This window comes from Microbulbifer variabilis (genome assembly GCF_056232115.1).
On sequence record NZ_CP174325.1, the window covers coordinates 1801698 to 1816107 of the forward strand.

Consider the following 14410-nt stretch of genomic DNA (forward strand, 5'->3'; position numbering starts at 1 on the left):
TATCTTTTTGGATAGAGTGTTAAAAAAGGGGCCATTAGGCCCCTTTTTATTTTTGTAATTGGCAAATGCCCCTTCATATTTGCCGAAGCAAATCTACTAGAATAGTTCCTCCGGCAGGGATTCTCTCGGTTGTTCCCGTCCGGGCATATCCCGATCTTCATCCGTATAGCGGTTGCGATAGGGGTTGTAGACCTCGCGACTGGGCACCCGATTGGTGCGGAAAATTTCGAACATGCCGCCATAGGAAGTACGCAGGCCGTTCTCCGGGTTGATGCGTACGGTCTCAATGTCGTCGGGCTGGGCCAAATGACGCTCCGGCAATCCCTCCAGCGCGGCCGTCATAAAGTCTATCCAGATAGGTAGAGCTGCAGAGCCACCGTATTCATTTTTGCCCAGTTCGCCATAGGAGTCGAAGCCGACCCAAGCGCTGGTGGCCAGGTAGGGGCTGTAGCCCGAGAACCAGGCATCGCGGGGTCCGTTGGTAGTTCCGGTTTTACCAGCGATATCCCCGCGTTTCATGGCGAGTGCACGGCGGCCGGTGCCTTTCTTGATCACATCCTTGAGGATGGAATCCATGATGTACGCTGTCTCTGGTGACATGGCACGCGGCGCCAGTGGCCTTGCCTGGGATTTTGTCGGGTCCATAGGGCCGACAGGAAGAACCTCTAGTTCTGGGGGCGTCTCGCCTTGATCTGGCCCTTCCCCTTCCTGTTGCAACACTGCCAGATCCACGGGTTCCCGATTAAAACCCTGGGGTTCGTTGCCGGGCTCTGGACAGTCGTTACAAACGGTGAGCGGTAAAGCTTGGTAGAGCATTTTGCCATTAACATCCAGCACTCGGTCCACCAGGTAGGGTTCCACCCGATAACCGCCGTTGGCGAAGGCAGCATAGCCACGAACCATTTCTAATGGAGTCAGAGCCGAGCTGCCGAGCGCGATAGTCAGGTTGCGTGCCAGCTTGCTGCGCTCAAAGCCGAAGCCCTCCACAAAGCCCAAGGCATAGTCCAGTCCCAGAGCCTGCAGCAGGCGAATGGAGACCATATTGCGTGACTTGTAGAGTGCCATACGCAATCTGGTTGGGCCTAAGAATGTGCCGCCATCATTTTCGGGGCGCCATACATCTTGAAGGTTGGTTTCCTCAAAAATAATCGGGGCATCATTGATCATGCTGGCGGCAGTGTAGCCCCGCTCGATAGCCGATGCGTAGATAAAGGGTTTAAAGCTCGAACCGGGCTGACGTGCCGCCTGGGTTACCCGGTTGAAGTGACTTTGGCGGAAGTCATAACCGCCCACCAATGCGCGTATTGCGCCATCCTCAGGGGCGATGGAAACCAAGGCTCCCTGGGCGGCGGGTACCTGGGTCAGCTCCCACTCTTCGGTGACCTGGGGCTCCTGGGGATCGGGACCCTCTTCTTCAGGACTGGCGAAAGGATCGGGTTGAGGCACTTCTTCCGCCACGCTCACAGTTTGAACTGCAGCTTGGTCCTCATCAGTTTTATCAATTTCAATGCGGCGTAACCGAACGACGTCACCGGGGGCAAACATTTTGTCTGCGGACTGCAAAAGTGGTCCGCGAGCACTTTCGGAGATATAGGGGCGAATGGATTTAAGTCCATTCTCCCAGGGAACCTCTACAACCCGGCGATCCCGTAACTGAACCTGTAGGAGCTTGGGCTTTACTGCCGTTACTACCCCTGGCTCAAGCCCTCCCAGGACTGGTATTTCATTGAGAAGATCGATCAACTGGTCGCTATCGTGCAGCAGCTCAGGTGGTAGGCGTTGCTCGGGACCACGATAGCCATGGCGTGAATCATAGGTTTCCAGGCCATGCTGAAGGGCTTTGCGCGCTTCGTCCTGAAGGCGGCTATCGACAGTAGTGATGACTTGGTAGCCATCTGTATATGCGCTGTCACCAAATAGCTCCACCGCTTCCTTGCGTGCCATCTCGGCAATATAGGGGGCATCCAGGTCCAGGTCGCGGCTATGGTAGCTGGCGGTCACAGGAGCGGTAATGGAGTGTTTGTATTCATCCTGGTCGATATAGTCGAGATCGAGCATGCGTTTCAAAATCCAATTACGCCGCACCAGGGCACGGGTCGGATTGGCAATTGGATTGAATGTGGAGGGCGCCTTGGGAAGGCCCGCCATCATGGCCCACTGGGCCAGGTTCAGGTCTTTGATATCGCGGCCGTAGTACACATGAGCGGCGGCCTGGAAGCCGTAGGCGCGGTTACCCAGGAAAATTTTGTTGATATATAAGGCGAGAATTTCATCTTTGCTGAGTTCGCGCTCAATCTGTAAAGATAGCAGAATCTCATTAAACTTACGTACGAAGCGCTGTTCCCGGCTCAGGAAGAAGTTGCGCGCCACCTGCATGGTCAGGGTACTACCGCCCGATTGAATTGAGCCGGTTCGAATTAGTTGTGAAGCCGCGCGGATCAAGCCTTTGATTGAAACACCATTGTGAGAGTAAAAACTCGCATCCTCGGCAGCTAAAACCGCTTTGATAAAAGGCTCTGGCGTCTGCTCAATGGTAATCGGGTTACGTCGTTTCTCCCCGAACTCCCCAATAAGCTTCATATCCTGTGAATAGACTCGCAGGGGAGTCTGCAGGCGAATGTCGCGCAGACTCTCAACGGAGGGCAGCCCGGGCTTTAAGTAAAGATAAATGCTGGCGAGAGTCATGGCTGCGCCGGCCGTCCCGGCGAGACAGAGCCAGAGCAGTGCTAGTAGACGATTTCGGGCTTTTACGGTCATGAAACTGCTTCTGTGTACTTCATTTGTAAGATTCGGTGAATAATTATACGAATATTGTGCGCTATTACCTATGCAAATGCTGGTTGAAGCGGTAATTTAAAGTGCTATAACATCAAACTTTCATAACCCACGGAAAAGATAAGAAAAATGGGGATTTTCCCTTTTCTGGATAAAGGCCCGAAGGCCATGCTGGGACTCGATATTAGCTCGACTGCAGTGAAGTTGCTGGAGCTAAGTCGCAATGGTGATAAATATCGTGTCGAAAGTTACGCCGTGGAACCTCTTCCACCCAATGCGGTGGTAGATAAGAACATCAATGATGTTGGAGCCACAGCCGAAGCTATTCGCAAGGTGGTGCGCCGGTCCAAGACTCGTCTGCGTCGTGCCGCAGTAGCCGTTTCCGGCTCGGCAGTAATCACAAAGACTCTCGAAATGCCCGCAGATCTCTCCGATGAAGATCTGGAGGCGCGTATAGCTCTCGAAGCTGATCAGTACATCCCCTACCCACTTGAAGAGGTGAGTTTGGATTTTGAGGTGCAGGGGCCATCTGAAAAGGGTGAGGATCAGGTGGAAGTTCTGCTCGCGGCTTGTCGCAGTGAAAATATTGAGCAGCGAATTTCTGCTCTCAGCGAAGCGGAGTTGGAAGCGGGTGTTGTCGATGTGGAGGCTTATGCCATCGAGCGAACTTATACCCTGTTGGAAGATCAATTTCCGCCTCAGGAGCAAATGGTTGTCGCTGTAGTGGATATTGGTGCCACCATGAGTGCTTTGTCAGTTCTTGTTGACGGCAAGACTGTTTACACACGTGAACAGCTTTTCGGTGGCCGCCAGCTTACTGATGAAATCCAGCGCCGTTATGGTCTGTCTGCCGAGGAAGCCTCATTGGCCAAGCACCAGGGAGGCAGCGGATTGCCGGATGATTATTACGCTGAGGTACTGGAACCTTTCCGCGATGCTGTCATTCAGCAGGTTACTCGCTCACTGCAATTCTTTTACTCCTCCACCTCATATAGTGATGTGGATTACATTCTGCTCAGCGGTGGCGTCGCAGCAATGGAGGGGTTATCCGAGTTAGTTGGTGAGAAATTGGGTAAACCCACACTAGTCGCTGATCCTTTCCATGGGATGAGCCTCTCCTCGCGAATAAATCGCCAGTCTCTGGCCAATGAGGCACCTGCGTTGATGATTGCCGCAGGGTTAGCGATGCGGGAGAAGGAGTACTGATATGGCCAAAATAAACCTGCTACCCTGGCGCCAGGAGTATCGAGCTAAGAAGCAAAAGGACTTTCAACAAGTAGCTTTGCTAGTGGTAATTGCTGCAGCGCTATTAGTGTTTGCATGGATAGAGACTGTGGACGAGCAAGTTTCAAACCAAAACGCGCGTAACCAGCTTCTTCAGGAGAAAATCAGTGCGCTAAATAAACAGGTGCGTGAAATTAAAGATTTGAAGAAACGGCGCCAGGAGCTCATTGACCGCATGCGGGTGATCCAGGAGCTGCAGGGGAATAGACCTCTAGCTGTGCGCTATTTTGATGAATTGGTCCAAGCGACCCCAGAGGGGCTCTGGTTAAATTCTCTCCAGCGGAAGGGAAATAGCCTGGAAATATCTGGAATCGCTGAATCCAATAACCGGGTTTCTTCTTTTATGCGAAACCTGGATCAGTCTGATTGGTATGATTCCCCAAATCTTACTGGCGTCACTGCGAGCCCAGCTTTTGGCGAGCAAGCCAGCGCTTTTCAATTGGCGGTAAATCTCAGTGGACGAAAAAAAGAGAATGAACACGTCGATGAAGCAAATTAAAGGATCCTGATCATGGCATTGGGGGATACGTTAAAACAGCTTGAAAATCTGGATATCAATGATATCGATTTTAGCCGTGTTGGAGTTTGGCCCTTACCTGGGCGTGTTGCTCTACTAGTGATCATTACGGCAATTATAATTGGTCTCGGTTATTATTTTTGGGTTGGTGATTTATATAGCAGGCTGGATATTGCCGCTAAAAAAGAGCAGGACCTTTTTACTCAGTTTGAAAAGAAACAATTTGAAGCTGCGAACTTGGATGCTTATAGGGAACAGCTGGTAGAAATGGAGGAGACTTTCGGTGCTCTTCTTAAGCAGCTACCGAAAGATACTGAGGTCCCAGGTCTGTTAGAGGATATAGATGAGTATGGTCGTGGCAGTGGTTTAACTATTGAAAAAGTTGCTCTGCAAGACGAATTGGTAGGCGAATTTTATGTGGAGCTGCCAATTAGAATCCAGGTTCATGGTGGCTATCATGAATTTGGCTCTTTTATTAGTGGTATTGCGGGCATGCCGCGAATCGTGACTCTACATGACTTTAATATTTCAGCGAGCCGTGACAGTGGTGGTTTGCTCAATATGGTGATTAATGCCAAAACATATCGTTATAAAGACCAAGGGGATGAGGAATGATAAGACTTTCCATCCTTGTTATCGCGTTCGTTACAGTGTCAGGCTGTAGTTTGAATGCAGACCATTCAGATTTAACAGAAAGAATGGCTGAGGTTGAAAGAAGACCCCAGGGGCAGATAGAGCCAATTCCGACGTTTACTCCTTACAGCCCATATGTATACAGCGCTGCGGCACTGAGAAGCCCGTTTACAAGACCCATATTGGAGTCAGAGCAACGCTTAGTGGGACGAAAACTGGATATTGCCCCCGATATGAGCCGTCGTCGCGAGTTGCTTGAAGGTTTCAACTTTGACGCTCTTTCTATGGTGGGTACTTTGTCACGGGATGGCCAACTATGGGGGCTGATAGATGATGGTGCCGGAGGTATTCATCGAGTGACGATAGGAAACTATCTTGGAAAAAATCACGGCCGAGTGGTCAATGCTAATGCCGATCAGCTCGATGTATTGGAAATTGTACCTGATGGCACTGGTGGCTGGATTGAGAGGCCGCGGGCACTGACGTTGGAAGAAAAGGACAACGGATAATGATTAAAAAGCAACTTGCCAAGTTTTTAGCTCCGTTTCAACTATTATTGCTCGCTTTATCGGTACTTCCAGCTGCCTTACAGGCTCAAATAAATCAGCTTAATGATATCCAGTTTTCTGAGCTGCCTGGTAGCAGGGTGCAATTACGTTTAACGTTTACCGATGTACCCCCTGAGCCAACTGGATATACGATTGAGCAGCCAGCACGAATTGTGATGGATCTTGCTGGTGTAGAGAGTTCTCTGCCACAAAAGAAGTATTCTCTCGGAATAGGCGGGGCTCGAAGCGCAGTAATTGTCTCGAGTGAAGATCGAACCCGCTTGATAGTCAACCTGGACCAGCTTCCGGCTTATACCAGTGAGGTTAAAGGTAATCAGCTGGTTTTGGAGATTGGTGCCGGTTCGGTTGAGCAGGCAACGGTAGTCGCTCCTTCTGACACAATGACTCATGATAGTGGCCTTAGTATTGGAGGTGAAAAGCAGTTTCGCACTTCAGGCTCTATTGCGATTAACAATGTTGATTTTCGCCGCGGAGAAGAAGGAGAGGGCAAAGTAATAGTCAGCCTTTCTGACCCAGCAGTAAATATTGATGTAGAGCGTACCAAAGGAAAGATTTATCTAACTTTTCTGGGGGCGAAATTACCTGAGTCATTGCGTCAACGTCTTGACGTCACTGATTTTGCTACAGTGGTAAATTCAATCGTTGTTGACTACGATGGACAAAATACAGTTATAGCTGTTGACCCCACCGATGTTGATTATGATTATCTCGCCTACCAGGCAGATACGGAATATGTGCTCAGTGTTAAGCCTCTCACTGCTGAGGAGATAAAGGAGAAGGAAAAAGAGTTTCAGTTTAGTGGTAAAAAGTTATCGCTGAACTTCCAGGATATTGAAGTGCGATCTGTCCTTCAGATAATTGCCGATTTCACGGGACTGAATCTTGTAGCAAGCGATACAGTTGAGGGAAGAATTACCCTGCGACTTGATGGAGTACCTTGGGACCAAGCATTGGCTTTGATTTTGAAAGCAAAAGGTCTGGATAAGCGTCAGGAGGGCAGCGTGATCATGGTTGCGCCTGCCGCTGAGATTGCTGAGCGGGAGCGCCAAGAGCTTGAAACCCGCAAACAGCTTCAAGAACTGGCTCCATTATTAACTGAATATATCCGTGTCCGCTATGCTGATGCTGGAGAAATATTCACTTTATTTTCAGGGAAAGATAGCGATAGCTCCGGGCAAGGTGGATTTGCTGGTGGAAATAGCCGGGATGTCAATAAAGCGAGTATTTTGTCACCTCGCGGTAGCGCAATTGTAGACGAGAGAACAAACACAATTATTCTGACGGATACGGAAGATAAAATTGCTCAGTTTCGGGAGTTGATAGAGGTTATTGATATCCCAATCCGCCAGGTGATGATTGAAGCGCGCCTTGTTACAGCTAATAGTGACTTTGCCAGTGAATTGGGCGTTCAATGGAATTATGTTGGCGCTGATGAAATTAATGATAGTACTTCGGGAGTTGGCGCTGGGGGGCATTTGCCTCTTGATGAGGATGATGACGTAGGAATTGTCAATGGAGTTTTGACTGGCTCACCAAATGTATTGGACCCCTTAATGGTGGACCTTGGTGCGCCAAATGCGGTGGGAAGTTTGGCCTATGCTATCTTGAAGGACAATTTTTACCTGGGGCTCGAGCTGTCAGCTATGGAAGATGTGGGTAAGGCTGAAATAGTTTCCCAGCCTAAAGTTGTTACAGGGGATAAGCAGGAAGCAACGATTCAATCTGGTGTGGAAATCCCTTACCAGGAAAGAACCTCATCAGGTGCCGCATCTATAACTTTTAGAGAAGCCGTATTGGAGCTTACGGTACTTCCGCAAATTACCCCAGATAACAACATTATTATGGCACTAAATATCAAACAGAATAGTGTTGGTGAATTGATTGAAGTAACTGATTTTGCATCAATACCCTCAATTAATGTTAATAACCTGTCAACTAAAGTATTAGTGCGAAATGGTGAGACTATTGTCTTAGGTGGGATATTCGAAAGTAATATCCTTGAAAGTGAAACTAAAGTGCCTTTATTGGGGGATATTCCTTATTTAGGTAACCTATTCAAGAGAAGCGTTCGAACTGATGATAAGAGAGAGCTTCTCATGTTTATCACTCCTCGAATTATGGAAGATGAGAATTTTTACTCTAAGTGATTAACCGTTCCATATTTTTGGTCGGCCCCATGGGGGCCGGCAAATCTACCATCGGCAAATTGCTTGCTGCACAATTACAGCTGCCGTTTGCCGATACCGATAAGGTGCTGGAAGAGCGTACCGGTGCCGACATTCCCTGGATTTTTGATGTAGAAGGGGAGGCGGGTTTTCGACGCCGTGAAAGTGAAGTACTCGAAGAACTATGCCATGGAGAGTGTCAGATTATCGGTACTGGTGGCGGAATAGTGCTGTTGGAAGAGAACCGCCGGCAGTTGCAAAAGTACGGCCTTGTTGTCTATCTGCAGGCCAGTGTGGATCAGTTATTCGAACGTACCTCAAAAAACAGCAACCGACCGCTTCTACGGGTTCCGGACCCACGTGCGCGTATTGAGGAAATATTGCACGAGCGCGAACCTCTCTATCGTGAAGTGGCAGATGTTATTTGCGATACTGATAACCTGACACCCAAGCAGGCTGTAGCGCTGGTGGTTGAACGATTGCAGAACACCCTCTCCCAATAACCTCCCTGGACTCTGTGCTAAAGTGCCTCTCATTTACTCAGTTCGCTGAATCTCAGCGGTGGCGGGAAGGAGAGCACAATGCATTGCCTGAATGTAGAGTTGGGGGAGCGTAGCTACCCAATTATTATTGGTTCACAACTCCTGGGTGATTCACAGTATCTGCTGCCCTATATACGTGGACAGCAGATTTGTATTGTTACCAATGAAACTGTTGCCCCCTTATATCTAGAGCAATTACTCAAGGGCTTGTCCAGCTTCGACAAGGTCGATGTTGTCGAGTTACCTGATGGCGAGTCCTTTAAGACCCTCGATACACTAAATCGCATTTTCGATACTTTACTGGAGCAGCGTCATAACCGCACAACAACCCTGATTGCATTGGGTGGTGGTGTTGTTGGAGATATGTGTGGTTTTGCTGCAGCTTGCTACCAGCGCGGCGTTGATTTCATTCAAGTGCCTACGACACTCCTCGCACAGGTCGACTCTTCTGTCGGCGGTAAAACAGGTGTAAATCACCCACTTGGTAAAAATATGATTGGGGCTTTTTACCAGCCGCGCCTGGTCTTGGCGGATATGGATACTTTAGTGACCTTACCTGATCGGGAGTTCTCTGCTGGCATAGCCGAGGTCATTAAGTATGGCCTGATTTGTGATGAACCATTTTTCTCTTGGATCGAGCAAAATATTGACGCCCTGTTGAGCCGTGATCCGCAGGCGCTGGCTTACGCCGTTGACCGGTGTTGCCGGGATAAGGCTGAAGTTGTGGCCAGTGACGAGCGTGAGGCTGGACGTCGTGCCATATTGAATTTTGGCCACACATTTGGTCATGCCATTGAAGCCGTCCAAGGCTATGGACGTTGGTTACACGGAGAGGCGGTTGCCGCAGGGATGGTGATGGCACTGGAGTTATCACGATTGCAAGGCGATGTAGATGATGATTTATTAAAGCGGGTTCGAAGCCTACTAGCTAAAGCCCAACTACCGCAGCAATCCCCTGCGGATATGACCGTTGATCATTTCCTGCAAGCTATGCAGGTGGACAAAAAGGTGGTGGATGGAAAACTGCGATTGGTGCTCTTAAGGGCGTTGGGCAATGCAAAAGTCGTCGATGACACACCGAGGGAAAAGGTTATAGAAGCGCTAAAGAACTGTGGTGCTAAGTGATGACCGCCTCGAAAGATCCTAAAATCGGAGTACTGGATAACTAGAATTCGCCAATACAGGAAATATATCTGCTTAATTGGTGTTTGGCAGATAAAAAAACTACAAAATATTGAAAAGCTAGTGTTGGGCAAGTAATATTGCGCGCCCCCCGAAAATAATGGCGGGGCGTGACGACCGCCAACAAGAACAATAAAGAAAGCCCCACCAGAGGGCTTTTTTTATCTCGGGATCTTTTAGCCAGGGACCGCAGGAGAGCGTAGCGCAAAGCTTTGAGCATTTTTTGCCCATAACAGGTAGAGCTTTGGAATTACCTGTGGTCCCCCAATCGATAGTGACGAGGAATTCTATGGGTAGCAGTCTGTATCAGTTGGATGAGTTCAAAGACAACTGTGGTTTTGGTCTGATCGCTCATTTGCATGGTGTGGCGAGCCACAAATTAGTGCAGACAGCCATAGAGTCCCTTACCTGCATGACCCACCGCGGTGGTATCGCTGCCGATGGAAAAACCGGCGATGGCTGTGGCCTCCTGTTACAGAAGCCTGATGCATTTCTGCGCGGCGAAGCCCGCGACCTACTTAATGCTGAACTGACGGACGTCTATGCGGTAGGTTCGGTAATGTTGCCCCTCGATGAAGGCGAAGCCCAAAACGCCCGCCGAACAATAGAGAAAGAGCTGGAAGCCCAGACCTTGCAAGTCGTCGGCTGGCGCACCGTGCCAACCAATCCAGAGTGTCTAGGGCCTATTGCCCATGACTGCCAGCCTCGCTTCGAGCAACTGCTGATCAATGATTCCGAGGCGCCTCTGGGAGAGGCCCGTTTCAATGCGCGTTTATATGTTGCACGGCGCAAGGCCGAGCAGCAGCTGAGTAGTGATGTATATATTGCCAGCCTCTCAACCAGTGTCCTCTCCTACAAGGGCTTGATGATCCCGGCAGACCTGCCAAAGTTTTTTCCAGAGTTAGCCGATCCGCGCCTGGAAACTGCAATTTGTGTGTTTCACCAGCGCTTTTCTACTAATACCATGCCGCGCTGGCCATTGGCGCAGCCTTTTAGGATGTTGGCGCACAATGGCGAGATCAATACCATTACCGGCAACCGCAACTGGTCGGTAGCGCGTACCAACAAGTTTGTTACTGAGTTGATCCCGGAGCTGAATGAGCTGACCCCTCTGGTAAACCGTGAGGGCTCCGACTCTTCCAGTCTGGATAACATGCTGGAAATGCTGCTTGCTGGCGGGATGGAGTTACACCGTGCACTGCGCATGCTGGTACCCCCTGCGTGGCAAAATGTTGAGGGCATGGACGCAGATCTGCGCGCCTTCTACGAATATATTTCCATGCATATGGAGCCCTGGGATGGACCTGCCGGCCTGGTAATGACGGATGGCCGCTATGCCGTATGTACACTCGACCGCAATGGTCTGCGCCCATCCAGGTGGGTGATTACCAAAGACGATATTATTACCGTGGCCTCAGAGATTGGGGTTTACGATTACGCGCCTGAAGATGTGGTGGCCAAGGGGCGCCTGGGGCCAGGTCAGATGCTTTCTGTGGATACTCTGGAGGGCAAGCTGTTCCACACTGCTGATATCGACAATATGCTCAAGCGCGCCCAGCCCTATAAGCGCTGGTTGAAAGAGAAGGCGCGACGCATTCGCTCAAAACTGGTTACCGCCCCTGTAGACAACAATTTCTCCCATCAGCAGTTCAAGGTTTACCAAAAACTGTTCAGCTCTTCTCTGGAGGAGCGCGATAAGGTAGTGCGCCCGATGGCGGAAGCCGGCCAGGAAGCGGTTGGTTCCATGGGGGACGATACGCCGATGGCGGTTTTATCCCGCTACAACCGCTCCCTTTACGATTACTTTCGCCAGCAGTTTGCCCAGGTTACAAATCCGCCGATAGATCCGTTGCGCGAAACTGTGGTGATGTCCCTGGAGACTTGCCTGGGGCGTGAGAAATCTGTATTTGAAGAGACACCAGCACATGCAGACCGGGTGATACTGTCTTCCCCGGTTCTGTCCCACATGAAATACACCGCATTGCTATCCCTGGATCGCCCTGGCTTTGATGCGGAAATATTCGACCTGAATTACGACCCGGCGGAGCTGGGCCTGAAGGTTGCAATTGAGAGACTGTGCGCACGGGTTGAGGCCTCTGTCCGAGCCGGTACAGTTATTGTTGTGCTCTCTGACCGCGATATTCGCGAAGGTCAGCTGCCTATTGATGCGTTGCTCGCCACCGGTGCAGTACACCACCACTTGGTGCATGCGGGCCTACGTTGTGATTCCAATGTGGTGGTGGACACTGCCAGTGCTAGAGATCCACACCAGCTGGCTTGTCTGGTAGGTGTTGGCGCCACAGCTGTGCACCCCTATTTCTCTTACAGCATTATCAATCATCTGATCGATACCGGTGAATTGCTGCTGGATGCCGCAGAAGCGCAGAAGAATTATCGCAATGGCATTATCAAGGGTTTGCTGAAAATCCTATCGAAAATGGGAATTTCCACGGTGGCCTCGTATCGCGGCGCCCTTCTGTTCGAACTGGTGGGGCTCTCCAGAGAAGTCGTGGATCTGTGTTTCCCCGGTGCGCCAACCCGTATCGAAGGTGCCGGTTTTGCTGAACTGGAGTCGGATATGGCATCGCGTGCCAGTATTGCCTGGAAGGCGCGCAAGCCGGTCTCTCCCGGAGGGCTGCACAAATACGTGCACGGTCAGGAGTACCACACTTTTAATCCAGATGTTGTGACCGCGCTGCGCCGCGCTGCCAGTACTGGGGACTATTCCGCTTGGCGTGATTATGCGGAATTGGTAAATCAGCGTCCGGTAGCAACCCTGCGGGATATGCTCGGATTCAAAGAAAATATTGAGTCAGTACCTCTGGAAGAGGTGGAGCCAGTTGCGGCAATTGTGCGCCGCTTTGATTCTGCCGCTATGTCTCTGGGGGCCCTGTCGCCCGAGGCTCATGAATCACTGGCCCAGGCAATGAACCGGCTGGGCGGCCGTTCCAATAGTGGTGAGGGTGGTGAAGACCCGGCACGCTTTGGCACTGATAAAGTCTCCAAGATCAAACAGATCGCCTCCGGTCGCTTCGGGGTGACACCGCACTATCTGGTGAATGCCGAAGTATTGCAGATCAAGGTGGCCCAGGGTGCCAAGCCCGGTGAAGGAGGTCAGTTGCCCGGCGGTAAGGTGAATGGCCTGATCGCACGCCTGCGTTATTCTGTGCCCGGTGTGACGCTAATTTCTCCGCCACCTCACCACGATATCTATTCCATCGAGGATCTTGCCCAGCTGATTTTCGATCTAAAGCAGGTCAATCCGGACGCGTTAGTGTCGGTGAAACTGGTTTCGCGCCCGGGCGTTGGCACCATCGCTGCAGGTGTGGCCAAGGCTTATGCGGATCTGATTACCATCTCTGGCTACGACGGCGGCACTGCGGCTAGCCCTATAACTTCTATCCGTTACGCGGGATCTCCATGGGAGCTGGGCTTAGCTGAAACCCATCAGACCCTTCGCGCGAATGATTTGCGCGACAAAGTGCGGGTGCAAACTGACGGTGGTTTAAAGAGCGGTCTCGATGTGATCAAAGCAGCCATCCTGGGAGCCGAGAGCTTTGGCTTTGGTACCGCACCTATGGTGGCCATTGGCTGTAAGTACCTGCGTATTTGTCACCTGAATAACTGTGCTACCGGCATTGCTACCCAGCGTAAGAATCTGCGTGATGAGCACTATATCGGCACTGCTGAGATGGCGATGAACTTCTTCCGCTTCGTTGCCGAAGAGACCCGGGAATGGATGGCGCGGTTGGGAGTGCGCAGCCTGGAAGAACTGGTTGGCCGCGTGGATCTGTTGCGTGTGTTGGAAGGAGAGACCGACAAACAGAAGAAGCTCGATCTTTCTCCACTGTTACATACCGATGAACTGCTCGATAGCAAACCGCAAACCTGCCAGTCTGCCAGGAATGAGCCCTGGGACAAGGGCGAACTGGCCGAGCGAATGGTGGAAGAGATTTTGCCTTCCATTGAGAAACTTGCTGGTGGCGAGTTCAGCTATGACATAACCAACTGCGACCGCTCCCTGGGGGCAAGGCTGTCCGGTGAGATCGCCAAGCGTCATGGTAATCAGGGCATGGTAGAAGCACCGATCAAGCTACAGCTTAAAGGGGTGGCAGGGCAGTCGTTCGGTGTTTGGAATGCAGGTGGCTTGGAGATGTATCTGGAAGGGGATGCTAATGATTACGTCGGCAAAGGTATGGCCGGTGGCAAGCTGGTGATACGACCACCTGAAAACAGTACCTTCGCCTCCGAGGAGACCAGTATCGTCGGCAATACCTGTCTGTATGGCGCTACCGGGGGCAAGCTATTTGCTGCAGGCCGCGCTGGGGAGCGTTTTGCCGTGCGTAACTCTGGTGCTTTTGCCGTGGTAGAGGGAGCTGGCGATCATTGCTGTGAATATATGACCGGTGGCATGGTTGCAGTACTGGGTCGCACCGGCTTTAACTTTGGTGCCGGTATGACCGGTGGCTTTGCCTATGTGCTCGACCTGGAACGGGATTTCTTCGACCGTTGCAACCATGAGTTGATTGAGTTACGCCGTATTAGCAGTGAAATTCTTGAGCCGCATCAGAGCCACCTGCGCGAGGTGATAGAAGAGTATGCCGCCGAAACCGGTAGCGCCTGGGGCGCGGAGCTACTGGATAACTTTGATGACTACCTGAGTCGTTTCTGGCTGGTAAAACCCAAGGCGGCGAGCCTTGCGGATCTACTCTCTGACGTGCGCAAGCGCGGCGAATAAGGCTG

The 14410-nt window shown here is 51.0% G+C and carries 9 protein-coding genes; 8 read left to right on the plus strand and 1 reads right to left on the minus strand.

Features of this window, described 5'->3' with window-relative positions:
* Nucleotides 1-96: 96 nt before the first annotated feature.
* Complete coding sequence (locus ACJJI7_RS07935; protein WP_282951892.1) at nucleotides 97-2757, minus strand: penicillin-binding protein 1A; 2661 nt, start codon at nucleotides 2755-2757, stop codon at nucleotides 97-99.
* Between the two features lie 147 nt (nucleotides 2758-2904).
* Between ACJJI7_RS07935 and ACJJI7_RS07940 the strand changes: the two genes are divergently transcribed.
* The 8 genes from ACJJI7_RS07940 to gltB all read left to right on the plus strand — a co-directional run bounded on the left by ACJJI7_RS07940 (nucleotide 2905) and on the right by gltB (nucleotide 14405).
* Nucleotides 2905-3981 (plus strand): pilus assembly protein PilM, encoded by a 1077-nt coding sequence (locus ACJJI7_RS07940; protein WP_282951891.1) that lies wholly within the window; start codon nucleotides 2905-2907, stop codon nucleotides 3979-3981.
* A gap of 1 nt (nucleotide 3982) precedes the next feature.
* Nucleotides 3983-4558 carry a PilN domain-containing protein gene (locus tag ACJJI7_RS07945; RefSeq protein ID WP_020413643.1) on the plus strand — a complete coding sequence of 192 codons (576 nt, stop codon included), beginning with the start codon at nucleotides 3983-3985 and terminating at the stop codon, nucleotides 4556-4558.
* A 12-nt stretch (nucleotides 4559-4570) separates the two neighbouring features.
* A complete protein-coding gene (locus tag ACJJI7_RS07950) occupies nucleotides 4571-5191 on the plus strand; it encodes a type IV pilus inner membrane component PilO (RefSeq protein ID WP_020413642.1) in 621 nt (206 codons plus the stop codon).
* Complete coding sequence (locus ACJJI7_RS07955) at nucleotides 5188-5718, plus strand: pilus assembly protein PilP (RefSeq protein WP_020413641.1); 531 nt, start codon at nucleotides 5188-5190, stop codon at nucleotides 5716-5718. Before ACJJI7_RS07950 ends, ACJJI7_RS07955 begins: the two co-directional genes overlap by 4 nt.
* The gene (locus ACJJI7_RS07960; protein WP_444902348.1) at nucleotides 5718-7925 is read left to right on the plus strand and encodes a type IV pilus secretin PilQ; all 2208 of its coding nucleotides are present in this window, start codon (nucleotides 5718-5720) and stop codon (nucleotides 7923-7925) included. Before ACJJI7_RS07955 ends, ACJJI7_RS07960 begins: the two co-directional genes overlap by 1 nt.
* Nucleotides 7922-8446 carry a shikimate kinase AroK gene (gene aroK / locus ACJJI7_RS07965; protein WP_020413639.1) on the plus strand — a complete coding sequence of 175 codons (525 nt, stop codon included), beginning with the start codon at nucleotides 7922-7924 and terminating at the stop codon, nucleotides 8444-8446. The genes ACJJI7_RS07960 and aroK overlap by 4 nt, the downstream gene beginning before the upstream one ends.
* A gap of 78 nt (nucleotides 8447-8524) precedes the next feature.
* Entirely contained in the window at nucleotides 8525-9610 is a 1086-nt protein-coding gene (gene aroB / locus ACJJI7_RS07970) for a 3-dehydroquinate synthase (RefSeq protein ID WP_020413638.1), read from the plus strand.
* Between the two features lie 346 nt (nucleotides 9611-9956).
* A complete protein-coding gene (gltB, locus tag ACJJI7_RS07975) occupies nucleotides 9957-14405 on the plus strand; it encodes a glutamate synthase large subunit (protein WP_444902347.1) in 4449 nt (1482 codons plus the stop codon).
* Nucleotides 14406-14410 lie beyond the last annotated feature (5 nt).

What these genes read in the sequence shown, in the direction of transcription:
- ACJJI7_RS07935 (WP_282951892.1), bottom strand. Translation starts at nt 2,757, where the DNA reads ATGACCGTAAAAGCCCGAAATCGTCTACTAGCACTGCTCTGGCTCTGT.
- ACJJI7_RS07940 (WP_282951891.1), top strand. Translation starts at nt 2,905, where the DNA reads ATGGGGATTTTCCCTTTTCTGGATAAAGGCCCGAAGGCCATGCTGGGA.
- ACJJI7_RS07945 (WP_020413643.1), top strand. Translation starts at nt 3,983, where the DNA reads ATGGCCAAAATAAACCTGCTACCCTGGCGCCAGGAGTATCGAGCTAAG.
- ACJJI7_RS07950 (WP_020413642.1), top strand. Translation starts at nt 4,571, where the DNA reads ATGGCATTGGGGGATACGTTAAAACAGCTTGAAAATCTGGATATCAAT.
- ACJJI7_RS07955 (WP_020413641.1), top strand. Translation starts at nt 5,188, where the DNA reads ATGATAAGACTTTCCATCCTTGTTATCGCGTTCGTTACAGTGTCAGGC.
- ACJJI7_RS07960 (WP_444902348.1), top strand. Translation starts at nt 5,718, where the DNA reads ATGATTAAAAAGCAACTTGCCAAGTTTTTAGCTCCGTTTCAACTATTA.
- aroB (WP_020413638.1), top strand. Translation starts at nt 8,525, where the DNA reads ATGCATTGCCTGAATGTAGAGTTGGGGGAGCGTAGCTACCCAATTATT.
- gltB (WP_444902347.1), top strand. Translation starts at nt 9,957, where the DNA reads ATGGGTAGCAGTCTGTATCAGTTGGATGAGTTCAAAGACAACTGTGGT.